The sequence below is a fragment of the Enterococcus sp. AN402 genome (assembly GCF_040719405.1).
In the GTDB taxonomy this organism is placed as follows: domain Bacteria; phylum Bacillota; class Bacilli; order Lactobacillales; family Enterococcaceae; genus Enterococcus; species Enterococcus faecalis.
The window spans coordinates 2,767,447-2,792,637 of sequence record NZ_JBFDTM010000004.1; the positions used below are offsets into that span (position 1 = coordinate 2,767,447).

At 41.2% G+C, this 25,191-nt stretch carries 21 protein-coding genes; 18 read left to right on the plus strand and 3 right to left on the minus strand.

Annotated features, from left to right (window positions below; genetic code table 11):
- Positions 1-136: 136 nt before the first annotated feature.
- From AB1I62_RS14845 to pepG1, 11 genes are all read left to right on the plus strand, one after another.
- Entirely contained in the window at positions 137-1,381 is a 1,245-nt protein-coding gene (locus AB1I62_RS14845) for a competence/damage-inducible protein A (RefSeq protein ID WP_033660204.1), read from the plus strand.
- 113 nt (positions 1,382-1,494) lie between these two features.
- Entirely contained in the window at positions 1,495-2,541 is a 1,047-nt protein-coding gene (gene recA, locus AB1I62_RS14850; RefSeq protein ID WP_002354860.1) for a recombinase RecA, read from the plus strand.
- Between the two features lie 396 nt (positions 2,542-2,937).
- A complete protein-coding gene (gene rny, locus AB1I62_RS14855; RefSeq protein ID WP_002354863.1) occupies positions 2,938-4,494 on the plus strand; it encodes a ribonuclease Y in 1,557 nt (518 codons plus the stop codon).
- 159 nt (positions 4,495-4,653) lie between these two features.
- Positions 4,654-5,451, plus strand: coding sequence for a TIGR00282 family metallophosphoesterase (locus tag AB1I62_RS14860; protein WP_002354864.1), 798 nt, complete (start codon positions 4,654-4,656; stop codon positions 5,449-5,451).
- 73 nt (positions 5,452-5,524) lie between these two features.
- Positions 5,525-5,911: a YlbF family regulator gene (locus AB1I62_RS14865; RefSeq protein ID WP_002359008.1), complete on the plus strand. Its 387-nt coding sequence runs from the start codon at positions 5,525-5,527 to the stop codon at positions 5,909-5,911.
- Complete coding sequence (mutS, locus tag AB1I62_RS14870; RefSeq protein ID WP_048737569.1) at positions 5,912-8,488, plus strand: DNA mismatch repair protein MutS; 2,577 nt, start codon at positions 5,912-5,914, stop codon at positions 8,486-8,488.
- Between the two features lie 31 nt (positions 8,489-8,519).
- On the plus strand, positions 8,520-10,652 hold the full coding sequence (gene mutL / locus AB1I62_RS14875) for a DNA mismatch repair endonuclease MutL (RefSeq protein WP_002368469.1): 2,133 nt from the start codon (positions 8,520-8,522) through the stop codon (positions 10,650-10,652).
- 24 nt (positions 10,653-10,676) lie between these two features.
- Complete coding sequence (locus AB1I62_RS14880; RefSeq protein WP_002354869.1) at positions 10,677-11,231, plus strand: nucleoside triphosphate pyrophosphatase; 555 nt, start codon at positions 10,677-10,679, stop codon at positions 11,229-11,231.
- Between the two features lie 132 nt (positions 11,232-11,363).
- Positions 11,364-11,801, plus strand: coding sequence for a peptide-methionine (R)-S-oxide reductase MsrB (gene msrB, locus AB1I62_RS14885; RefSeq protein WP_002354871.1), 438 nt, complete (start codon positions 11,364-11,366; stop codon positions 11,799-11,801).
- A 174-nt stretch (positions 11,802-11,975) separates the two neighbouring features.
- On the plus strand, positions 11,976-12,947 hold the full coding sequence (locus tag AB1I62_RS14890; protein ID WP_002381060.1) for a ribose-phosphate diphosphokinase: 972 nt from the start codon (positions 11,976-11,978) through the stop codon (positions 12,945-12,947).
- Between the two features lie 231 nt (positions 12,948-13,178).
- Positions 13,179-13,322, plus strand: a complete 144-nt coding sequence (gene pepG1, locus AB1I62_RS14895; RefSeq protein WP_002392696.1) for a type I toxin-antitoxin system toxin PepG1 — start codon at positions 13,179-13,181, stop codon at positions 13,320-13,322.
- A 368-nt stretch (positions 13,323-13,690) separates the two neighbouring features.
- Here pepG1 and pgmB read toward each other — a convergent pair whose 3' ends face one another.
- Positions 13,691-14,341: a beta-phosphoglucomutase gene (pgmB, locus tag AB1I62_RS14900; RefSeq protein WP_002368467.1), complete on the minus strand. Its 651-nt coding sequence runs from the start codon at positions 14,339-14,341 to the stop codon at positions 13,691-13,693.
- Between the two features lie 14 nt (positions 14,342-14,355).
- Positions 14,356-17,100: a glycosyl hydrolase family 65 protein gene (locus AB1I62_RS14905; RefSeq protein ID WP_367019386.1), complete on the minus strand. Its 2,745-nt coding sequence runs from the start codon at positions 17,098-17,100 to the stop codon at positions 14,356-14,358.
- A 261-nt stretch (positions 17,101-17,361) separates the two neighbouring features.
- On the opposite strand from AB1I62_RS14905, the gene treR reads away from it, so the two are divergent.
- From treR to AB1I62_RS14920, 3 genes are all read left to right on the plus strand, one after another.
- Positions 17,362-18,075, plus strand: coding sequence for a trehalose operon repressor (gene treR, locus AB1I62_RS14910; protein WP_002354877.1), 714 nt, complete (start codon positions 17,362-17,364; stop codon positions 18,073-18,075).
- Positions 18,076-18,475: 400 nt separating this feature from the next.
- Positions 18,476-19,183, plus strand: coding sequence for a WxL domain-containing protein (locus AB1I62_RS14915; protein ID WP_025186757.1), 708 nt, complete (start codon positions 18,476-18,478; stop codon positions 19,181-19,183).
- A gap of 96 nt (positions 19,184-19,279) precedes the next feature.
- Entirely contained in the window at positions 19,280-19,996 is a 717-nt protein-coding gene (locus AB1I62_RS14920; protein ID WP_048737421.1) for a WxL domain-containing protein, read from the plus strand.
- 40 nt (positions 19,997-20,036) lie between these two features.
- On the opposite strand, the gene mscL is transcribed toward AB1I62_RS14920, so the two are convergent.
- Positions 20,037-20,486 (minus strand): large conductance mechanosensitive channel protein MscL, encoded by a 450-nt coding sequence (gene mscL / locus AB1I62_RS14925; RefSeq protein ID WP_002354883.1) that lies wholly within the window; start codon positions 20,484-20,486, stop codon positions 20,037-20,039.
- Between the two features lie 208 nt (positions 20,487-20,694).
- Here mscL and AB1I62_RS14930 point away from each other — a divergent pair, with 208 nt between their 5' ends.
- The 4 genes from AB1I62_RS14930 (at position 20,695) to pgsA (ending at position 24,997) form a co-directional block, all read left to right on the plus strand.
- Positions 20,695-21,963 carry a pitrilysin family protein gene (locus AB1I62_RS14930; protein ID WP_048737424.1) on the plus strand — a complete coding sequence of 423 codons (1,269 nt, stop codon included), beginning with the start codon at positions 20,695-20,697 and terminating at the stop codon, positions 21,961-21,963.
- Positions 21,956-23,260, plus strand: coding sequence for a pitrilysin family protein (locus AB1I62_RS14935; protein WP_048737426.1), 1,305 nt, complete (start codon positions 21,956-21,958; stop codon positions 23,258-23,260). Before AB1I62_RS14930 ends, AB1I62_RS14935 begins: the two co-directional genes overlap by 8 nt.
- A 167-nt stretch (positions 23,261-23,427) precedes the next feature.
- Positions 23,428-24,294, plus strand: a complete 867-nt coding sequence (locus AB1I62_RS14940) for a RodZ domain-containing protein (protein WP_367019388.1) — start codon at positions 23,428-23,430, stop codon at positions 24,292-24,294.
- 124 nt (positions 24,295-24,418) lie between these two features.
- A complete protein-coding gene (gene pgsA, locus AB1I62_RS14945; protein ID WP_002365382.1) occupies positions 24,419-24,997 on the plus strand; it encodes a CDP-diacylglycerol--glycerol-3-phosphate 3-phosphatidyltransferase in 579 nt (192 codons plus the stop codon).
- The last annotated feature ends 194 nt before the right edge of the window (positions 24,998-25,191 follow it).

Genomic DNA, 25,191 nt, shown 5'->3' on the forward strand with positions numbered 1-25,191 from the left:
CATTTTTTTCGTAATAATTAATAAATTTCCTGATAAAAAAATTATTTCCTGAAGCTCAAATTCTTTTGTAAAAATTTTGTTGTGCTAAAATGGAAAGTGAGTTTAACTACGTATGTTATTAGAGAAGGGGAAATCAATGAAAGCAGAAATCATTGCAGTCGGAACAGAGTTATTACTGGGACAAGTAGTGAATACCAACGCCACCTTTTTATCAGAAGAGTTAGCTGCGCTAGGCATCGATGTTTACTATCAGACCGTTGTTGGCGATAACGGCGGCCGCTTAGAAACGCTACTAACAGAAGCAGAACAAAGAAGTGATTTAATTGTCCTATGTGGAGGGCTAGGACCTACAGAAGACGATTTAACCAAGCAAGTTGTCGCACAACATCTCCATAAATCATTAGTAGAAGATCAAGAAGGATTGAACCGCTTGCACCAGTTTTTCCAACAGTCTAAGCGGCCAATGACGGAAAATAATCTACGACAAGTGTTAGCCATTGAAAGTGGACAAGTTCTTCAAAACCCGACAGGATTAGCGGTTGGTTCTTTCGTAACAGAAGGCACAACAAGCTATTTGCTCTTACCAGGGCCGCCCAATGAATTAATTCCGATGTTCCAACAAGCGGCACGACCTTTATTGATTGATGCGTTTCCACAAGAAGAACAATTGATTTCAAGAGTCTTGCGTTTTTATGGCATTGGTGAATCACAGCTGGTGACCGAGATTCAATCGTTGATTGCGCACCAAACGAATCCAACCATTGCGCCTTATGCTAAGCCTAATGAAGTGACACTTCGTTTAACAGTTAAAACAAAAGACTTAGTAGCTGGCGAAGAATTATTAACAGCGACGGAAGAAAAGGTTTTAGCTAAAGTGGGAGACTATTTTTATGGGTATGGGGATGACAATAGTTTAGCCAAGGTAACAGTGGATTTGTTATTACAAAACGGACAAACCGTCACGGCTGCTGAGAGCCTCACCGCTGGCCTATTCCAAAGTACACTGGGGGAAATTGCGGGTGCTTCGAAGATTTTTAAGGGAGGCTTCGTGACGTATTCGCAAGAAACAAAAGAGAACTTTTTAGGGATTTCTCATGAACTTTTAGAAGAACATGGCACGGTAAGTGAAGCGTGTGCCAAAGAAATGGCAGAGAAAGCGCGTCAGTTAGCTAAATCTAACTATGGTTTATCATTTACTGGGGTCGCTGGTGACCCAATCGAAGGTCAACCGACAGGCACTGTTTGGATTGGGCTGGCGGAAGAAGGCCAACCAACTGTTGCAGAATGTTTCCATTTTAACCGTGACCGAAATTATATTAGACAGAGTGCGGTTATGCGAGGGTTAGATCTTCTGCGGCGCCGAATCATTAATAAAAAATAAATATGCGAATGTTTGTTCGGTTTCTTCTTGCTTTTTTGGTACAAAAGAGATATGATAGACCTACTAACAGGAAATGAAAAATAAGTTTATATAAATTAAAGGAGGATTATCCATTGGCAGATGATCGTAAAGTGGCTTTAGATGCCGCACTGAAAAAAATTGAAAAGAACTTTGGGAAAGGCTCTATTATGAAATTAGGCGAAAAAGCTGATCAAAAAATTTCAACTATCCCTAGTGGTTCTTTAGCGTTAGATGTTGCATTGGGCGTAGGTGGGTATCCACGTGGCCGAATTATTGAAGTATATGGTCCTGAGAGTTCAGGTAAAACAACTGTTTCTTTACACGCAATTGCAGAAGTGCAACGAAATGGTGGAACAGCCGCTTTTATCGATGCTGAGCATGCATTGGATCCTCAATATGCGGAGAAACTAGGCGTTAACATTGATGAATTACTTTTATCTCAACCAGATACGGGTGAGCAAGGCTTAGAGATTGCCGATGCCTTAGTTTCAAGTGGTGCGATTGACATCGTTGTCATCGACTCGGTTGCTGCGTTAGTTCCTCGTGCAGAGATTGATGGTGAGATGGGAGCGAGCCATGTCGGCTTACAAGCTCGACTAATGTCTCAAGCACTACGTAAATTATCAGGCTCAATTAATAAGACAAAAACAATTGCTATTTTCATTAACCAAATTCGTGAAAAAGTTGGCGTGATGTTCGGAAATCCTGAAACAACTCCTGGTGGACGTGCATTGAAATTCTACGCAACGGTTCGTCTAGAAGTCCGTCGTGCAGAACAGTTAAAACAAGGAACAGACATCGTCGGTAACCGCACAAAAATTAAAGTCGTTAAAAACAAAGTGGCGCCACCATTTAAAGTGGCAGAAGTTGATATCATGTATGGCCAAGGGATTTCCCAAGAAGGCGAATTACTAGATATGGCTGTGGAAAAAGACCTTATCAGCAAAAGTGGTGCTTGGTATGGCTACAAAGAAGAACGAATTGGCCAAGGCCGTGAAAATGCCAAACAATACATGGCGGATCATCCTGAAATGATGGCAGAAGTGTCTAAATTGGTCCGTGATGCATATGGCATCGGTGACGGTTCAACCATTACAGAAGAAGCAGAAGGTCAAGAAGAATTACCCTTAGATGAATAAATAACGAGTGAATACGACTCGTTAAAAAGAAAGACAACACTTACTGAACAGGACAGGTGTTGTCTTTCTTTGTTTAGAACTAAATTGTTAAATAGACTGTTGTCCATGTCCGAACCCATCCACATCAAGCAGCTTAGTCAAACAGCAGACTATGCGGCGTTTGTTCTAAAATTTAAACAATTCGTGACGGCGGAAACCTAAAAATGTGACGTTGTCTAATATTTGCTGCCCTTTCCAAAAGAAAGGGCTTTTTTAAGTTGACACCTTTCGCGACAAACATTAGAATAAAATTGTGTGTATGCACAAATATGCAAGTAGGCATATTGATAATTGATTTTAGTTTATCAAAAAACTACAAGATATGAATTAACAAAAAGATAGTATGGAGGTGGAAATATGGTTTTAAATATTCTCCTCGCTATCGTCGGTTTGATTGTCGGTCTTGGTTTAGGATTTGTTATTGCAAAGTCACGTCATGATAAAGCAATAAATGGTGCAAAAATTTCAGCGTCGAGTATTCTCGAGAACGCTCGGAAAGAATCAGAAACACTGAAAAAAGAAGCATTGCTAGAAGCTAAGGAAGAGAACCAGAAGTATCGTTCAGAAATTGAAAGTGAGTTGAAAGAAAGCAGATTAGAACTTAAATCTCAAGAAAATCGTTTAATTCAACGGGAACAAACGTTGGATCGTAAAGATGACTCTCTTGAAAAACGTGAAGGCTCACTGGAAGAAAAAGAAGAGAAACTTGGTGCTAGACAGCAATTAATTGATGAGCGAGAAAAAGAAGTAGAAAACTTAATTAATCAGCAACATCAAGAATTAGAACGAATTGCTTCCCTTTCAAAAGAAGAAGCAAAATCGATTATTATGAAGTCAACAGAAGAAGAGTTGAATCATGAACTAACCTTGATGGTCAAGGAGTCAGAACAACGTGCCAAAGAAGAATCTGATCGCAAAGCGAAGAACTTGCTTTCCCTAGCAATTCAACGTTGCGCCGCCGATTCTGTTTCTGAAACAACTGTTTCCGTGGTCACTTTACCAAATGATGAGATGAAAGGTCGCATTATTGGTCGTGAAGGACGTAATATTCGTACATTGGAAACATTAACAGGGATTGACTTAATCATTGATGATACGCCAGAAGCGGTTGTGTTATCCGGATTTGATCCAATCAGACGAGAAATCGCTCGAATGACCTTGGAAAAATTAATCCAAGATGGTCGGATTCATCCCGCTCGTATCGAAGAAATGGTAGAAAAATCACGTAAAGAAATGGATGAACGGATTCGTGAATACGGAGAACAAGCAGCCTTTGAAGTAGGTGCTCATACGTTACATCCTGATTTAATTAAAATTTTAGGCCGTTTACGTTTCAGAACAAGTTATGGTCAAAATGTCTTGAACCATTCAATCGAAGTAGCAAAACTGGCTGGCGTTTTAGCCGCCGAATTAGGCGAAGATGTTCAATTAGCCAAACGTGCAGGTTTACTACATGATATTGGGAAAGCATTGGATCATGAAATTGAAGGTTCTCACGTTGAGATTGGCGCAGAATTAGCTGCGAAATATAAAGAAAATTCAGTAGTTATTAATGCCATTGCCTCGCATCATGGTGATGTGGAAGCAACCTCAGTTATTTCTGTTTTAGTGGCAGCCGCAGATGCGTTATCTGCAGCCCGTCCAGGTGCACGTAGTGAATCGTTAGAAAACTACATTCGCCGCTTAGAAAACTTAGAAAATATTTCTAATAGTTTTGAAGGCGTTGATTCAAGTTTTGCTGTTCAAGCAGGACGTGAAGTTCGTGTCATGGTGAAACCAGAAGAAATTTCTGATTTAGAATCTGTTCGTTTAGTTCGAGACATTCGGAAGAAAATTGAAGATGACTTGGATTATCCAGGACATATCAAAGTAACGGTTATCCGTGAAACACGTGCCGTTGACTATGCGAAATAAAATAAAAAGCGAATAAGAATAGCGTGTAGTGTCTCAACGAACAATTGCAAGGATTGTTCGTTGAGACACTTTTTTTAATCTTTTAAAACCAAAACTTTCTTTTCAAAGCGAAAACAACTATAATAAACAAGAGATGTTAAAAAGAGAAGAGGAACCTTTTTGCGTATATTATTTATAGGAGATGTTGTCGGTTCTTTAGGAAGAGAAGCCTTAGCAACGTATGTCCCTAAATTAAAGAAGAAATATCGTCCACAAGTGACCATTGCCAATGGTGAAAATGCGGCATCTGGTCGGGGAATTACTGGCAAGATTTATAAGAAATTTTTGCAAGATGGTGTCGATGTTGTTACGATGGGTAACCATACGTGGGACAACAAGGATATCTTTGAATTCATTGATGATGCGAAGAAAATGGTTCGTCCAGCGAACTTTCCAGAAGATGTGCCTGGTCAAGGAATGGTTTTTGTGAAAGTCAATCAATTGGAACTAGCGGTGATTAATTTACAGGCCCGCACATTTATGGTGCCATTGGAAGATCCTTTCAAGAAAGCCGCCGAGCTAGTGGCTATCGCTCGCAAACGGACACCGCTCATTTTTGTGGATTTTCATGGCGAAACGACGAGCGAAAAACAAGCCATGAGCTGGTTTTTAGATGGCCAAGTTTCAGCCGTTGTTGGAACACATACGCATGTTCAAACAAATGATGCTCGGATTTTACCGAAAGGGACAGCCTTCTTAAGTGATGTCGGTATGACCGGTCCTTATGATGGGATTCTAGGAATGAAGCGTGAACCGATTATTGAGAAGTTTATGACAGCATTGCCGAAGCGCTTTGAAGTAGTCGAAACAGGGCGGACGATTTTATCTGCCTGTATTTTAGAGATTGATGACCAAACGGGCCAAGCGAAGATGATTGAGCCGATTCAGATTAGCGAAGATCGCCCGTTTCAAGAATAATAGAAGAAAAGTTAATCTCGGATCATTAAGAGGTTAACTTTTTCTGCTCTTATAGAAAAAGTGCCGGTGAAAGATGAAGGTGAAAAAAATGGAGCCGTTGAATTTAGATGCACAAAGTAATAAAGAATTAGAAAAATTGTTACATTTAATTGGACAAGATGAAGTCATTCAGCGCTACCAAGCGATTGAAGAAAAGGTAAAGAAAAACAAAAAGCTGACAGAATTAGTGGAAGAAATTAAAGCTGCGCAAAAAGATGCGGTTCAATTTGCTCACTATGGCAAACCAACTGCTGAAAAAGAAGCCATTCAACGAGCCGATGCGAAAACAAAAGAATTTGATGAGCACCCACTCGTTGTAGCCTACCGCGAACAACTGATCGAAGCCAATGACTTAGTCCAACATGTCACGGCGCTCATTCAATACCGCGTGAACGAAGAGCTAGAGAAGGAAGGGAATTAAATGCCACAAAAGACAAAAAATACACCCATGATGGAACAATATTTATCCATTAAGGCCCAATACAAGGATGCGTTTTTATTTTATCGCTTAGGTGATTTTTATGAATTATTTTATGAAGATGCTATCAATGCAGCGCAAATCTTAGAATTGACGTTAACCAGTCGTAACCGCAATGCGGATGATCCGATTCCTATGTGTGGCGTTCCTTATCATGCCGCGCAAGGCTACATTGATACGTTGATTGAGCAAGGCTATAAAGTAGCGATTTGTGAGCAAGTGGAAGATCCAAAGACTACCAAGGGCATGGTCAAACGAGAAGTGGTCCAGTTGGTAACGCCAGGAACGGTGATGAATAGTAAAGGCTTGGAAGCCAAAGACAATAATTACTTAACTGCTGTGCTAACAGATGGTAATCAGTTTGGTTTTGCCTATGTAGATTTGAGTACAGGCGAATTAAAAACAGCAGTCTTGGCTGATGAAGAGGGCGTTTTAAACGAAGCTTCTGCGTTGCAAACAAAAGAAATGGTCCTAGGCTCAGGGATTCCTGAATCGTTAAAAGAGAACTTAAGTTTACGTTTAAACATCATCTTTTCGACACAAGAAACGGTGGAAGAAAATGCCGAGTTTAGTTTTTTAACCAATGAACTGATTAATCCATTAGAAATTGAAATTACAGGCAAATTATTATCTTATTTATCCGTTACCCAAAAGCGGAGCTTGTCCCATATTCAGAAAGCTGTGGAATATCAGCCAGATCATTTCTTGAAAATGGATCATTATTCTAAATTCAATTTAGAATTGAGTCAGTCGATTCGAACAGGGCAGAAAAAAGGGACTCTTTTGTGGCTATTAGATGAAACGAAAACAGCTATGGGCGGCCGTTTATTAAAACAATGGTTGGATCGTCCGCTAATTCAGGAACGTCAAATTAAGGCGCGTCAAGAAATGGTGCAATCCTTATTAAATGCCTATTTTGAACGCTTAGATTTGCAAGCAGCATTGACGAACGTGTATGATTTAGAGCGGTTAGCAGGACGCGTGGCATTCGGCAGCGTGAATGGGCGTGATTTAATTCAATTACGGACCTCTTTAGAACAAGTACCAACGATTCGACAGTTAATTGTCGGGATCAATCAAGGGGAATGGGATGATTTGTTAGTCGACTTAAACCCCGTTGAAGATTTAGTGGCATTGATTGCGACGGCGATTAATGAAGAAGCCCCTTTACAAATTACTGAAGGAAATGTTATTAAAGACGGCTATAACGACCAATTAGATGAATACCGTGATGCCATGCGCAATGGTAAGCAATGGTTAGCGGAGTTAGAAGCGAAAGAACGCCAAGAAACAGGGATTAAAAACTTGAAGATTGGCTACAATCGTGTCTTTGGTTATTTCATTGAAATCACTAAGTCAAATTTAGCGAATTTAGAAGAAGGAAAATACGAGCGTAAGCAAACATTAGCTAATGCGGAGCGCTTTATTACGCCCGAACTAAAAGAACTAGAGCGTTTAATCTTAGAAGCTGAAGAAAAATCAGTTGAACTAGAATATCAATTGTTCTTGGCCGTTAGAGAACAAGTAAAAACGAATATTGATCGATTGCAAACACTGGCTAAAACCATTAGTGCGGTTGATGTTTTACAATCTTTTGCAACAATTAGTGAACGGTATCAATACGTTCGACCAACGTTAAGAAGTAACACGAAAAATTTGGCGATTGTCGAAGGACGACACCCAGTCGTGGAAAAAGTTTTAGGGCATCAAGAATACATTCCAAACAGTATCCGCATGAACCCAGAAACAGATATTCTCTTGATTACTGGACCAAACATGTCAGGGAAAAGTACCTACATGCGTCAATTGGCTTTGACGGTGGTCATGGCGCAAATTGGCTGTTTTGTACCAGCGGAAAGTGCTGAAATGCCAATTTTCGATCAAATTTTTACACGGATTGGGGCCTCTGATGATCTAATTGCAGGGCAAAGTACCTTTATGGTAGAAATGATGGAGGCTAACCAAGCACTGCGACACGCCACGCCTAACAGCCTAATTTTATTTGATGAATTAGGACGCGGCACGGCAACCTATGATGGGATGGCGCTAGCGCAAGCCATCATTGAATATATCCATCGTGAAGTACAAGCCAAAACGCTATTCTCTACACATTATCATGAACTAACTGTTCTAGATGAAACCTTAAAAGGCTTGAAGAATATTCACGTGGGCGCTGTCGAAAAAGATGGCGAAGTGGTCTTTCTTCATAAAATGATGGAAGGACCTGCTGATAAGAGCTATGGGATACATGTTGCTAAAATCGCTGGTTTACCAAGCCCGCTTTTAGAACGAGCAGCCACCATTTTATCCGTTTTAGAAGCGGAAGAAACAACGATTCCAATTTCAGTTCATCATGAAGAAGTTTCAGAAGTACATGAAGAAACCGAGCAACTTTCATTATTTAAAGAAGTTTCAACAGAAGAATTAAGTGTCATTGACACATTGAAGAAAATGAATCTATTAGAAATGACACCACTAGATGCGTTAAACATGCTTCATCAATTGCAAAAACGTATCTAATTAGGAACCGAACCGGTTAGGAGGTCGTGAAATGGGGAAAATTCAAGAACTATCCGAACAACTAGCCAACCAGATTGCTGCTGGTGAAGTTGTTGAACGTCCCGCTTCTGTCGTCAAAGAATTGGTGGAAAATGCACTGGATGCAGGAAGCACCCAAATTGATATTTTTATTGAAGAAGCTGGCTTGAAAACCATTCAAATTATTGATAATGGTGAAGGAATTGCCAAAGAAGATGTACTGAATGCCTTCAAACGCCATGCCACAAGCAAAATTCATACAAGAGATGATTTGTTCCGAATTCGCAGCTTGGGGTTCCGAGGCGAAGCCTTACCAAGTATTGCCTCAGTTTCTGAAATGATTGTCGAAACTGCCACAGCTGAGGAAGAAGAAGGCAGCTATGTGATTCTAAAAGGGGGCAAGGTCGAAGAAAACCGACCAGCAGCCCTCCGTAAAGGCACAAAAATGACCGTTTCTAATTTATTTTATAATACGCCCGCTCGTTTGAAATACGTCAAAACGATCCAAACGGAATTGGCCAATATTGGTGACATTGTCAATCGTCTGGCGTTAAGCCACCCTAAAGTCGCTTTTCGCTTAGTTCATGACGGCCACAAAATGATGAGTACAACAGGCAATGGTGATTTAAAACAAACGATTGCCGGGATTTATGGCATTAGTACCGCAAAGAAAATGTTGAAAATTGAAGGAAAAGACCTTGATTTTACTTTGACAGGGTATGTTTCATTGCCAGAAGTCACACGGGCCAGCCGCAACTATTTATCAACGATTATCAATGGTCGTTATATTAAAAATTTCGCGTTAAATAAAGCAATTGTAGCCGGCTATGGTTCGAAACTAATGGTGGGGCGTTTTCCAATTGCTGTGTTAGAAATTGAAATGGATCCGCTGTTAGTCGATGTCAATGTCCATCCTACTAAGCAAGAAGTTCGTTTAAGTAAAGAAAAAGATTTAATGGCATTAATTGAACAGGCGATTCAAGAAGTGTTGAGCCAAGAACAGTTGATTCCCAATGCGGCAGACAATTTGCGTTTTAAAAAGAAACTACCGCCAGAACCTAAAGCCGAACAAATGGAAATTCCTTTATCGACTGAACAACCTGCGGTAAAACAACGACCGGGCAGCTTAAGCTATAATCCCGCAACGGGTCGCTTCTATGCGGAACATGCGACAGACGAAACACCAGTCTCAAGCGCCCCTGAAACTGTCAACCAGACAGAAAGAGCAGTGGACCCAATGGACGACCCATTTGCGCCGCCAGTGCCAGAATCAACGAGTGTAGCGGAAGAAACGTCAGCTTACGAAACCTCTTCGGCAGCTGTTGATTCCGCAAATCATTGGGAAACATCTAGTAATGAGCAACAGATAATAGCCAAAGAAACGAAAGTAACTAAAGTATCTGATTCAGAACCTTCTCTGCGTTCATCAGAGGCTGCTGACGAGGTTTTCCAAGAAGAAATGAAACTTCACCCGGAATTCGATGCCAATAGCGCTGCGAGTCAAAGAGAACTGAAACAAGCCCTGAATAAGTTGGAAGAAGAACGACCGACAGAACGTTTTCCTGAGTTAGAATACTTCGGTCAAATGCACGGAACTTATTTATTCGCACAAAGCAAAGATGGCCTGTTTATTATCGACCAACACGCTGCCCAAGAACGAATTAAATACGAGTACTTCCGTGAAAAAATTGGCGAAGTCAGTGATGATTTACAAGAATTATTGGTACCAATCGTTATTGATTATCCAAATAGTGATGCCTTGAAAATTAAAGAGCAGAAAGAAACCCTTGCAGAAGTCGGCATCCATTTGGAAGACTTTGGACAAAATAGTTTCATTGTGCGGGCGCACCCAACTTGGTATCCTGCAGGCGAAGAGGAAAGCATTGTTCGCGAGATGATTGACATGTTGCTAACAACTGGCTCGGTCAGCGTGAAAAAATTCCGTGAAGCAACTGCCATTATGATGAGCTGTAAGCGATCCATCAAAGCCAATCATTACCTCAATGAGCAACAAGCACGCGTGCTATTAAAAGATTTAGCCTTGTGCGAAAATCCGTTTAATTGTCCGCATGGACGTCCGGTGCTGATTCATTTTACGAATTCAGATATGGAACGAATGTTTAAACGCATTCAAGACCCCCATTAAAAAGAAACGAGGCGTCATCATTTTATGCAAATTATTTTAGCATCCCAATCTCCTCGCCGTCAGGAGTTATTAAAGCGTGTGGTCCCAACTTTTACGATTGCACCAGCCGATATCGATGAAACTGTTGGTAAAGACGGCTTACCAGCAGAATATGTGGCGCAAATGGCTGCCCAAAAAGCAGCGGCTATAGCAGAGCAATCCCCCGAAGCACTAGTCATTGGCTGCGATACAATTGTGGCATTGGCGGGAGAAATCCTCGGCAAACCCACTTCTCGGGAAGACGGTTATCGCATGTTGCGCCTCCTAAGTGGCAAAACACATGACGTGTATACAAGTGTGACGTTGAAACAAGGGGAAAAAGAGCGCTCCGCGACAGTTCATTCAACCGTGACGTTTTATCCACTGACAGACACGGAAATCCATGCTTACTTAGATACCGCAGAATATGCCGACAAAGCAGGCGCTTATGGTATCCAAGGACAAGGAGCATTACTAATTGAAGCAATCGCCGGCGATTATTACGCCATTATGGGCTTACCAATTGCCAAAGTAGCCCGACTACTAAAAGAATTCAACTAATAAAAGACAGTCCTTTTCATTCGTTAAAAAGAGAAAGGACTGTCTTTTACTATGCAAACTATTAGGTGCCTGTTTGGCAAACGTGGTATCATTGAACCCAATAAATTGAACAGAAGAAAAGGAGTGGACAGAATGACAAAACCAACAGAAGAAGAATTAAAACAAACCTTGACGGATCTTCAATATGCCGTCACACAAGAAAACGCAACAGAACGCCCTTTTTCAGGAGAATATGATGACTTTTACCAAGACGGAATCTATGTAGACATTGTTAGTGGCGAGCCGTTGTTTAGCTCCTTGGACAAATACGATGCTGGTTGCGGCTGGCCATCCTTTACCAAACCAATTGAAAAACGTGGCGTCAAAGAAAAAGCTGATTTTAGTCACGGCATGCACCGAGTAGAAGTTCGCAGTCAAGAAGCGGATTCACATTTAGGGCATGTTTTCACTGATGGCCCACTCCAAGAAGGCGGCTTACGTTATTGCATTAATGCGGCAGCTTTGAGATTTGTGCCAGTGGCAGATTTAGAAAAAGAAGGCTATGGCGAGTACCTTTCTTTATTCAAATAATCCTCATTTTTTAGACAAATACGATAAAATAGTTAGAAGAAAGCGACTTTTGATGAATATCTTGTATGAAATACAGAAAATCTCTTGATTTATTTGGCTAGGACTACTATTATTTTAGAAGGAAAGTATTGTTCAGTTTTAACGAATTGGCTGAAATAGAAAGTGGAGGTTCTAATGTCGAAACATTATTTTGATCCAAGATTGAAAATCTTTTCTTTGAACTCTAATCGTCCCTTAGCAGAAAAAATTGCGGATGCTGTGGGTGTGGAGCTAGGAAAGTGCTCTGTAACACAATTTAGTGATGGCGAAATTCAAGTGAATATTGAAGAAAGTATTCGTGGTGCACATGTTTACGTCATTCAATCAACAAGTAGCCCTGTTAACGATAACTTAATGGAACTATTAATCATGATTGATGCGTTAAAACGTGCGAGTGCTAAAACAATTAACGTGGTTATGCCTTATTATGGGTATGCACGTCAAGACCGTAAAGCACGTGCCCGGGAACCAATCACTGCTAAACTTGTTGCAAACATGATTGAAAAAGCTGGTGCAACAAGAATGTTGACATTGGACTTACATGCGGTCCAAATTCAAGGATTCTTTGATATTCCAGTGGATCATTTGATGGGTGCACCATTAATTGCCGATTACTTCATCGAACACGGCATTCAAGGCGATGACGTCGTTGTTGTTTCCCCTGACCATGGTGGTGTAACGCGTGCGCGTAAATTGGCAGAATTCTTAAAAGCACCAATTGCGATCATTGACAAACGTCGTCCAAAAGCGAACGTAGCAGAAGTAATGAATATCATTGGTCATGTGGAAGGCAAAACATGTGTCTTAATTGATGACATGATTGACACAGCGGGGACAATTTCTCTTGCTGCAAACGCATTGAAAGAAGCCGGAGCAAAAGACGTTTACGCTTCTTGTACACATCCCGTTTTATCAGGACCAGCCTTACAACGTATTGAAGATTCAGCAATTGAACGCTTAGTTGTAACAGACTCTATTTACCTATCTGATGATCGTAAAATTGCAAAAATTGACGAAGTCAGCGTTGGTGAATTAATCGGAGATGCGATTAAACGTATCCACGAAAACAAACCAGTTAGTCCGTTATTTGAAACAAAAAATAAATAATTACAAAAAACCGCCCACATCATTTTTCTGATGTGGGCGGTTTTTTCTCTAAATCATTTTATCTAAAAAAATATTGTAACCTGAATATTTATTAGGCATTCATGATATACGATAAGTGTAGAGAAGTTAAGGCGGAGGCAAGCGCAAAGGAACATGCGCTTTGCGACGAGCATCGCAACAAAGTGAGAAGCGTAGGAGCAGAGACTTTCCTCTTTCGGTGAGGTGGTGCGTATGAGCGTACTTCCAAAATTTACAGAAAGGAGAGGCCTGTTGTCAGCATATGAAACAATTCAGACGATCCTAGGGTTTGGTATGTTTACCATTGCTTTGATTGCGCTGATTGTGAAATTGCTTAAAAATGACAATAAAAAATAACCGTTTACTTTGATCGAGTACGGTTATTTTTTGTAACAAAATCGGTCACCGTCTTAAACGGTTCTACATCAGAGAGGTATGTTGACGCATATCTCTCTTTTCATTTTCATTATAGCACATTTTCCCGAAAAGCACGAATAAATTTAGCGTTAATCCGTGAAATTATAAAAGCTGTTAAAAATGACAAGAAAAAATAACCGTCAACTTTGATCGAGTACGGTTATTTTTTGTAACAAAATCGGTCACCGTCTCAAACGGCTCTACACTAGAGAGGTATGTTGACGCATCTCTCTCTTTTCATCTACATTCTAGCATAGATACAATGTAGATGAAAAGAGGTGCCTGCTGCTAAAGGTTCGTGTCCTTCTTTAGCGATTGAGCAGTGCATCAACGCTTAGTTCAGTCATTTCAGAGACTTGCATGTCGGCTCCGATTAAGGGTTGGCTGGCCGACAAGCCGACGGCATAGATGCCCGCGGCTTTCAAGCCGTCAATGCCTGATTGTGCATCCTCAAAGCCAATGGCGTTTTGCGGTAGCACGCCAATACTGTTAGCGGCGGCTAAAAAGATTTCAGGATCAGGTTTGCCTTTGCTTAACGAGTCGGGATCGACAATTGTGGCGAAGTACGCACGCACGCCTAATTTTTCCAAAATCAGGGGTGCGTTTTTTGAAGCCGAAGCCACGGCACAGGGAATGTGACGTGCTTGGGCTTGCTGTAGCAATGGCACGACACCAGGTAAAACATCTTCTGTTGTTAAATGTTCTAATAATTGAACGTAGTGGTCATTTTTTTGCTGAGCTAAGGCTTCTTTTTCTGCTGGAGTAAACGCATTTTCACGGTGGCCATGGGCTAAAATGCGGTCCAAGGAATCCATCCGACTAATGCCTTTTAATGTTTCGTTGAAGGTTTCGTCAATGGGGATACCTAGCGAATCGGCCAACGCTTTCCAAGCTTGATAATGAAATTTGGCGGTGTCTGTAATGACACCATCCAAATCAAAAATAAATCCAATCGTCATTGTGGTTCGCTCCTTTATTGATAATGTACTTCTTTTGGTCGTTCGGCGGTTAACGGAATCAACGCGCCCTGAACCAATAATTGTGTGTCTTTATCTGCTGTAATCGTGACACTGGTTTGTGTTAATGAAAATTGATAGGTCACGCCTTGATGAATAAACTGGAAGGCCAGCGCTTGCCAATGTTCAGGTAAGTTTGGACAAATTGATAACTCTTTCTGGCGCGTGTCAACGCCTGCATACGTCGCTAAAGTAACGTGAATCGTCGCAGCCATGACCCCTGTATGAATCCCTTCAGCGGTCGTGCCACCTTGAATGTCACGATAATCGGAATACAACGCTTCTTGATAAAGTTGCCAAGATAGCTCATGGAATTGCGCCATTTCTGCCAATTGGGCATGAACAATTCGTGACAAAGTCGAACCATGAGACGTCCGTTTTAGATAATACAAAAGATTTTTTTCCAAATAATCCGCAGGCAATTGATACCCTAAATCTTCTAAAATTTGATCCACCCGAGTTTTGTCTAAGTTGTAGAACAACATTAACGTGTCGGCTTGTTTCGCCACTTTGTAATCATCGGGGGATTCCCCTTCGGCTTTTAAAATTCGATCCATGCGGTAAATATTGCCGTATTTCTCTTTCATCGCCGCCCAGTCAATCTCTTTTAAGCCGAAATACCCTTCATATTGCGCAATAATACCGTCAGAATTAACTTCAATTTCCAGTGAATTTTGAATTTGCTGCATGCGGGCTAGATCAGCCGAAGAGGTCTGAGTTTTGGCAAAAAGTTGTGCCTGTTCTTCCTCAGAGAAAAGTGCCAAAATGTTGGTTAATTCTTCGAATAGCCAAACCACCATCAAATTCGTATAGGCGTTGTTTTTCAAGCCGCTTTCCGCTTGGTCTGGATAGCCCTCGTGAAACTCATCAGGTCCCATCACTTTATCAATAAAGAACCGTCCTGTTGCGTCATCTAACGTCGCAGCGCTGTTCCAAAATTGAGCGATTTCTAACAACATTTCGCCGCCATATTGTTTCATAAATTCATGATCCTGTGTACTATGCCAATACAACCAAGCATTGTAAGCAATCGCTAGGGACACATGCCGTTGCAGAATACTATGATCCTCGCCCCAATGTCCATTCAACGGATTTAAGTGAAGTTTTTGCGTGGTTTCACGCCCATCACGCCCTGATTGCCACGGATACATTGCGCCACGATACTGGCTGGCCGCCGCATTCTCCTTCGCTTTCTCTAATCGGTGGTAACGATACAGCAACAATTGTTTCGCTGTGTCAGGATAATGTTGAATATAAAAAGGTAAAATAAAAATTTCATCCCAGAAAATATGTCCACGATACGCTTCACCATGCAAGCCTCGGGCGGTAATCGAGACGTCTAATGCTTGGGCTTGGTTACTAAAAGGCGAAGCCGAAGCCAGCAAGTGATAACTGTGAATCCGTAAAAGTTTTTGAGACATCAAATCGCCTGTCACAGTAATGTTGGCTTGTTGCCAAAGAGTTTGCCAAGCGCGGGCGCTTTCCTGAGCGGCGGCCGCAAAAGAGTCCTTCGGCGTAAACGGTACCTGCCAACTTTGTTCGGCGTGGCTGGCTTGCACAAAGACTTGTTTTTCTAGCGTATAGCGCGTTCCTTGGTGCGCCATCACGGTCACCACTTGGGCGATTTTTTCCGCTTCTTCTTGAATCATAATGGCTTCTTTTTCAAAAAAATCACCGGTTATCAAGGCCGTTTCTCGGACGCTCAAGTTGGATTGATTGGTACAAACCTCAATCACGGTTTTGTTTTCCTGCGCGCTTAATGCTGTCACCTGAAAATGTTTCGCTGTTAAGTTGCGATACCGCACCACGTTATAGTTGTAGACACTGCCATCCGTGACGGTTTTCAAAGTAATTGGGGCTGAAAAGTTTAACGGCTCAAACGTATATTGCAGATGATAGTCATTCGGCTGTGCCATATTGGCGATTTTTTTCGTCGTTAATTTAATTTGCTGATTGTCCGCATCTTTCAAAATCATTTCTGCGACAAACAATCCCGTTTTCAAGTTCAATTGACGATGTAATTGTTGTAGCGTGTCTGGAGAAATCGTTAACCAGTCGGTGGCATTGCCAATTTTTAAAGCGATGTGTTGGTTGTCAGGAGCATTGACGAAATCTTCATTTTCCACTACTTGACCCGCAACTTCCGAAGCCGCTGTATTATAAAGCCCCGCAATATAGGTCGCTGGATAATGATCATCAGAAATCGTCATCTCAGGTGTCGTGCCGCGCAAGCCTAAAAAGCCATTGCCGACAGTTAACAGGGACTCCACCGCATATTCATTTTTCCCAGGTACGTAGCCATAATAATCTAAATGCCAAGCCAGATACTGCCGTTTTTCTTCAAATGCTGCCAGCAGATTCGGTGCCGCCGCTTGTTCGGCTGCCGTTAAAAGTGGCGTGTTCAACTGTTCCGCGAATGCTTGAATCACCGCTTGCGGAACCAGCGCCAACGTTTCCTCTGGCGAAAAGAAATCCGCTGGGAAATCAGCCACAATCCCCCCCAGAATCGGCGCAGCCTCTGCCACAATCAATTGGCACAGTTCAGGAACCGTTTCTTCGATAGTCAAGGCTTCAAAAGGGAATGTTTTTTGGTGAAGCGGTTCCAATTTATGGTTAAAAAAAGTCGTCGTTAGTTGGTTCGTTGCGAATGTTAATTCTAAAATGGTCATGTTTGGCGCCTCCTTGTAAACTTGTATAGACATGTTGTGTTTGACTACAGTATAGTATGAACGAATCAGAATTACAAGGATTTTCCCTAGATTCTTGGGAAAACTTTTCCAGAAGGGGGCAGCAACAGACTGCGCTGGGTCCGAAAAAAAGGCGGTCAATCAGTGGTTTGGCTGGGGGAGTTTGTGGCGTAAGCAAGGCAGAAAGTGCGGGGGATTTTTCTGACCAGCTCTAGGTTTTTCGGAGGGAATATGCTATGCTTTTAGAAAAGAAATTGTTGGTAGAGGAGGATCGGCATGAACAAGTTTCATGACATATTTTTAGAATTAGAACAACAAATTGTCCAAGGCGACTATCAGCCAGGCGATTTATTACCTAGTGAAAATCAATTAGTGGAAACTTACAATGTTTCCCGTGAAACAATTCGGAAAGCCTTGAATTTACTGATTAACGCTGGCTACATTCAGAAAAAACAAGGCAAAGGCTCGATTGTGCTCAACTTTAAAAAGTTTAATTTTCCTATTTCAGGGGTGACCAGTTACAAGGAGTTACAACAAACGCAGCATATTGAAAGTCATACTCATGTGGTTTCCTTAGAAGAAATTCCTGTGGAGCGCAACTTGGCTCAGTTGACTGGCTGGACGGAAGGGGCCCCTGTGTGGCGCTTAGTTCGGCAACGGGAGATTGAAGGGGAAGTCGATATTTTAGATATTGATTACTTGATTAAAGAGATTGTCCCTGAACTGCCGAAGCACCGTGCCGAAGATTCGATTTTCGATTATCTGGAAAACGACCTTGGCTTGGCGATTAGTTATGCCCAGAAAGAGATTACCGTGGAACCGCTCACAGAGATGGACAAGCAGCTGATTGGTGAAGTCGAAGGCAATCATGTCGTCGTGGTCCGCAGTATCATGAACTTGGAAGATACCCGCTGTTTTGGCTATACGGAATCTCGTCACCGCTTAAACAAATTTAAGTTTGTGGAATTCGCTCGTCGCCGTAAATTGTAAGTCTTAGTGATGAACAAATATAAAAACGGCTGTCATTAAATGGAAATTGACGGTTTTTTCGCAAGAACCGCCGGTAAATGTATAAGATTTTAGGAGAAAACGTCAAAAAGTAGAGGTCTAACTCTTACTTTTTGACGTTTTTTCCTTGTTTTTTAAACGAATTTGACGAAAAAATCATTAAATAACATTTATAAATATCAAAAAGTGCTGAAATTAAAGCTTGAAATCAAGAGGAACGCTTGGTTTTAAAGGAATCATCAATTTTTACGAATGGCTGTTAAATATTTAAAATTACGAAGAGGGCAGATTCTTGTATAATAAGGCTATAGCTTCGGAAGCGCAGAAAAAAGAACCGCGCGCTCTGGAAATTCATACAGTAAAAGGAGATGTACATATTATGATGAAAAAGAAAATGATGGCAAGTTTATTAGTTGGTAGCGCAGTGGTCGGCGCAAGTTTAGCACCTCTTTCGGCACAGGCGACTACGACAGGGAATACGCCAGTGCAGGTAGAGTTTGGTGGAGGGGTGTTGCCAGACCAAGGTGATGAAATTGGTACTGTAGATCCAGATCCTGGTACATCTAATACAGATTTTGATTTATTGGCAGTTCCGAAAGGATTGAACTTTCCTTTGACAAAAATTGGCGAAGATTTATCTGCTATCAAGTTGCCTACTAATGAACGCTTTAGAAGTGTTATGGTAGGGGACTTACGAGGAACGAAAGAAGGTTGGCATGTGACCAGTGAAATAGCTGGATTGACTAACGGCACAGAGCAATTAGCTGGGACTATCGACATAGCTTTAACTGCTAGTTATGCACAATATCTCACTCCTGAAACTGAAAAAGGATATTATGTAGCCGCAATTGTCCAAAATGGAATAAATATTGCTAATGACCCAACGGCGCCTGATTTCAGTGGAACAAGCATAAAAATTGGTGGTGGTGCTACTTTATTAATGAATGCTACTGTTGGAAAAGGTCAAGGTACTTGGGCAGGGCGTTTTGATGATATGACATTAAACGTCACAACTCCAATGCAACAACTGAAAAAAGGCGCCTACACAGGCAACATCACATGGAACCTCGTCGCGGGACCATCAATCTAAGCACAAGCAACGAAAAACAGAGGACGGACCATCAGCTGGTAACTGCTGCTGGTCTGCCCTCTAATAATCATTCAATCGTAAAGGAGAAGAACACAAATGAAAAAGAAAATGATGACAAGTTTATTAGTTGGTAGCGCAGTTGTTGGCGCAAGTTTAGCACCACTTTCGGTACAGGCGACTACGACAGGGAATACACCAGTCACAGCAGAATTTGAAGGCGGCACGTTGCCAGACGGCAACGGCGATGCCAATACCGTTGATCCAGACCCGAATGGCTCAAACAGTAACTTCGATTTACTGTTTATTCCTCGCGAATTTAATTTTGGGAAATTATCAATTTCTGATGATTTAACGAAACCAATTCTTAACCAAAGAGACCCAGAAGCCATCAACGGCCATACAGAAATGATTGGTGTTGGTGACGTACGCGGCGGCAAAGAAGGTTGGCATTTAACGGCCCAATCTAATGGCCTAAAATTAGGCACTGAAAGCTTACAAGGCAACATTAAAGTGGCGCTGATTACTCAACTTGATTTGGAATACGAGGCAACAAGCAATAGTTATGTAGCTCTGACGACAGCAGTCTCTGCGCCAGAAGTCAGACCACAACTGGCTGCTCCGCAAAATTGGACCCTTGATTTAGGCGGGGAAGCCCAATTAATGGCTAACGCAGCAGCTGGTCAAGGCCAAGGATTATGGCAATTTTCACTGTTTAATACAGCTTTAAACATCACAACACCAGCCAACAATATTAAAGCAGGGGCCTACACAGGCAGTATCACATGGAACCTCGTCGCAGGACCATCTGTGTAAGTCCAAACAAAAAAGTCATCCCCTTAGGATGACTTTTTGCTTATTTCTCTGTGAAAGTGCTGTCTGTTTTGACAGTTTCAGCAGGCGGTGTTTGCGCCGCTAGCAAGTCGCGAATTTCTTTTAAGTAATCTTCGCTCGTTGGTACCACTTCTTCTTCTGCCGCTTCTTCTTTTTTGCCGCGGTTTTTCATTTTGTTGGCCGCTTTGACAATTAAGAAGAGGACGAAGGCCGTAATTAAAAATGTAATAAGTGCACTAATCACGCTACCAATATTGAATTCAACGCCTTCGACTTTATAGACAAGGGCTCCCAATGCATCGTCGGCACTCTTTTTCCCAGTCGTCAAGACAAAAATCAGACTAATTAACGGGGTAATCAAGCCTTCCACCACTTGTGTCACAATCGCTGTAAACGCACTACCAATGACAACACCAACGGCTAGGTCTAAGACACTCCCGCGCATGATAAACTCTTTAAATTCTTTAATCATTCTTTTTTCCCTCCTCACTTTAAAAACAGTATACCGAATCTTCTTGAAAATTTGAACTGAAAAACTCTTATCATTCAGAAAGCACCTGAAGCTGTGTTATAATGGAGCTATTGGAAAAAACATTAAAAAATGCTTTAGAATTTACGCGATACATATATTTCACAGCATTCTTTAGGTAAGATGAAGCAAATGAAGGAGCGATGCGGCAATGTCTGTTCAATTAGTTAAAGGCGTGAATTTACACGTCATTCCTACAGAAAAATATAAAACGGTGCGTCTTTTAGTCCGCTTTAATACACGATTAAATCATGAAACCATTACAAAAAGAACGCTGTTGTCCAGTTTGATGGAAACCAACAGCTTGAATTACCCGAATCAAGTCAAGTTAAGTGAGCGTTTGGCGGAACTTTACGGCGCCAGCTTTGGGATTGGCGTTTCCAAAAAAGGCAATCAACATTGGTTTAATATTTCTATGAACATTGTCAATGATCATTATTTACAGGATAGTCAGGTTCTCGCCGAAGCGGTGGACTTTTTGAAGGAAATTATTTTTGCCCCCAATATTCAAGCGGGCCAATTTGAGGCGGAAACCTTCCAACGGGAAAAAGAGAACTTGAAAGCGTACTTGGAAAGTATTGTGGAGGATAAGCAAACCTATGCCTCTTTGGTGCTTCAAAGTGTCTATTTTAATCAATCGGAGGATCAAAAAATCCCTAGTTTCGGGACTGTTGCGGCGTTAGCTGAGGAAACAGCGGCGTCATTAGCGGCATATTATCAAAAAATGCTGGCGGAAGATCAAGTGGATATTTTTGTTTTAGGTGATGTCAATGAGGCGGAGTTAGTGCCATTATTCAAGCAATTACCGTTTACGCCTCGTGAAGAAGGCAAAGCCGCGATTTTCTACAATCAACCAATTCGCAACGTGATTGAAGAGCGGACCGAGCGTGAGGTGTTAGCCCAATCGAAATTAAACTTGGCTTACAACACGGATATTTATTATGGCGATAGCTATTATTTTGCGTTGCAAGTGTTTAATGGGATTTTTGGCGGTTTCCCGCATTCTAAATTATTTATGAATGTCCGTGAAAAAGAGCATTTAGCGTATTATGCTTCTAGTAGTATCGACACTTTCCGTGGCTTCATGACGGTTCAAACAGGGATCGATGGCAAAAATCGGAATCAGGTCTTGCGTTTGATTTCGACAGAATTGGAAAATATTCGCTTAGGTAAGATTAGCGAATTAGAAATTGAACAAACGAAAGCAATGCTAAAAAATCAGTATATCTTAGCGTTAGATAATGCAGGCGCGTGGCTGGAAAAAGAATACTTGAACGAATTAATGCCACAGACGATGCTGACGGCGGAGGAATGGATTGCGCGGATTAATGCCGTGACTATTCCAGAAATCCAAGAAATAGCCAAGCGCTTGGAACTTCAAGCAATCTTCTTTTTGGAAGGAGACACGGAAAATGATTAAAAAAGACTATGCACAAATTAAAGAAACATTGTATACAGAAACACTGGAAAATGGTTTAAAGGTTTACCTATTACCGAAAAATGATTTCCAAAAAACGTATGGCTTGTTTACGATTGATTATGGTTCAATTGACAATACGTTCGTGCCAATTGGTCAAGAGGAAATGATTGAAGTGCCTGACGGAATCGCCCACTTTTTAGAACATAAAATGTTTGAAAAAGAAGATGGCGATGTCTTCCAAAAATTTGGGCAACAAGGGGCTTCAGCGAATGCCTTTACCAGTTTTACGAAAACGAGTTATTTGTTTTCAACGACGGATCAAGTGACACAAAATCTAGAAACGTTGCTTGATTTTGTGCAATCGCCGTATTTCACGAAGGAAACGGTCGAAAAAGAAAAAGGCATCATCGGACAAGAAATTCAAATGTATTTAGATGATCCTAACTGGCGCTTGTTCTTTGGTATTTTAGGTAACCTTTATCCGAAACATCCATTGCATATTGATATAGCCGGCACAGTGGCAAGTATTGCGGAGATTACCGCAGAGGATTTGTATACATGTTACAATACGTTTTATCATCCAAGTAATATGACCTTGTTCGTGGTAGGGAAAATGGACCCCGAAGCGTTAATGGCGTTCATTCGTGAAAATCAAGCGGCGAAAGAGTTTCCTGCCGCCCAACCTATTCGTCGGCATTTTCCTGAAGAAACAGCTGCTGACATTGTCAAAGAGAGCGCCATTGAAATGGCAGTCACACGGGCAAAAGTGCTTGTTGGCTTGAAAGGCTTAGATGAAGTGCCAACAACGGGTCGTGACTTAATGAAATATCAAGTCACCGTGAACTTGTTGTTACAATTATTGTTTGGTAATACCTCTCAAAACTATTTGGCTCTTTATGATGAAGGCTTGTTAGATGATAGTTTTAGTTATGACTTTAATTTAGATCGCAGTTTCCATTTTGCGGATATTGGCGGCGATAGTGAGCAACCAGAAGTCTTAGCAGAACGAATTGAAGCTATTTTATTATCTGCCACAACAAGTCCAGAATTAACGGAAGAAAATTTGTCCTTATTGAAGAAAAAAATGATTGGTAAATATTTCCAATCCTTAAACTCTTTAGAGTATATCGCCAACCAATTTTCACAATCATTGTTTGGGGAAACCACGCTGTTTGATAAGATTGAAGTCATTGAAAGCATTCAATTAGCCGACGTCCGCCAAGTAGCAGAGACCTTGATTCGTGAAGAAGGATTGAGCCGTTTCTACATGTATCCTAAAGGAGAAACCGAGCAATAAACCAACTGTTTAAGAAAAAGAAAAATCTTTGAAATCTTTCAATTTTGTTATCCTCAGTTGGCTTCTTTTGTGGTATTCTTAAAGGACGGGAATGTTTTCCTTGGCAATTGAAAAAGACTGATGAGACAATCGATAAATTAACAAAATAGACTGGAGAAGATGGACGAGTGGCCAGCATAAATATTGGAGAAACACTAAAAGAAGCAAGATTGCAGAAGAACATCTCAATTGATGAACTGCAACAAATGACAAAAATTCAAAAAAGATATTTAGAAATTATTGAACAAAACGATTTTGAGTCCTTACCAGGCACCTTTTATGTGCGGGCGTTTATCCGCCAATATGCAAGTGCGGTCGGCTTAGATGGCAATCAATTGGTAGATATCTATGATGGCAAAGAACCAGCAATTGTCGAAGAACCCAAGCCAGTGTATGAAGAGCTTGAAGGATCACGTAAGCAATTGCATGACGAAGAAAAGCAATCCAGTTGGTTACTGCGGAACTTACCAGCCATTGCCTTTTCGTTAATTGGTTTAGCCATTGCGGTCGTGGTGCTGTATATTATGTGGCAAGATCAAAAAGCCGAACCGATTATTCAAACACCGGCAACTAGTGCCAGTGTGGAAAAACCCAAAGAATCAAGTCAAGCCCCAGAAAGTAGCACACAAAGTAGTACACCGCCGTCTTCTTCAAGCGAACCAGAGAAGAAAACAGCTGTGGCTGTGGTGAGTGATGCCAATAATCAAGTAACTGCAACGGTTAAAGATGCGAATAGTCCAATCAACATTACCTTTAAAGGGACTGAAGGCTCTTGCTGGATTGGCGTGATGGTCGATGGCAACTATACGTACCAACACACCCTGCAAGCAGGAGAGACCCAAACAACAGCTTTACCTGCGAATGCCGCCAATGCAACACTGATTCTAGGCGCCTCAAATAACGTCGCCATTCAAGTCGATGGCGCCGATTTAACACTGGAAAAAACGCCAGTTTTAATTCGTAAGGATGTTACATTAGGGATTACGTATCGTTAGAAATGGTGTAAGAAGAATCTGGATAAACTGTCAAACGGCAATTATTCCAGATTCTTTTCTTTTTTTCGTGACACTGCCAGCAAGATAACGTAAAATAGAATAGGAGAAGGAAGGGGCAATTGAAGTGAATTTACCAAATAAATTAACAGTTTTAAGAATATTTATGATTCCGATTTTTATTATTATTGTGTCGGTGCCGATGGACTGGGGAACGATTAGTTTTGGCGACACAACGTTAGCCGTTACCCAATTAGTGGGCGCGATTATTTTTGCAGTTGCTAGTTTTACAGACTGGTTGGATGGCAAAATTGCCCGTGCGCAAGGCTTGGTGACGAACTTCGGAAAATTTGCGGACCCATTAGCGGACAAAATGCTAGTGATGACCGCCTTTATCGTCTTAGTTGGTCAAGGCAAAGTACCCGCTTGGATTGTAGCAATTATTGTTTGTCGTGAATTGGCAGTAACTGGTTTACGGTTGTTATTAGTCGAACATGGCGAAGTAATGGCAGCAGCTTGGCCGGGAAAAGTAAAAACAGCTACCCAAATGGTTGCAATTATTTTACTGTTCATTAACAACATTCCATTTTCAGCACTCCATCTACCACTAGATCAAATCATGCTATATGCCTGCTTGATTTTCACCATTTACTCTGGTGTTGATTATTTTGCTAAGAATAAAGATGTTTTTAAAGGTTCGATGTAAAGAGAGAATCAAAACGCTTGGCTTGTGCCAAGCGTTTTTTAGTATTCATGATTGAATCGGCAAATAGATTTTTAAGTAGAGGAACAGATGAATCGATAAAACAAATCGGCAATTTCTGTATGCTATTTTTCATTTTGGTTATATCTACATATAAATAATTAGTTTGTTGTTGACAAAGTAAACTAAATAGATTA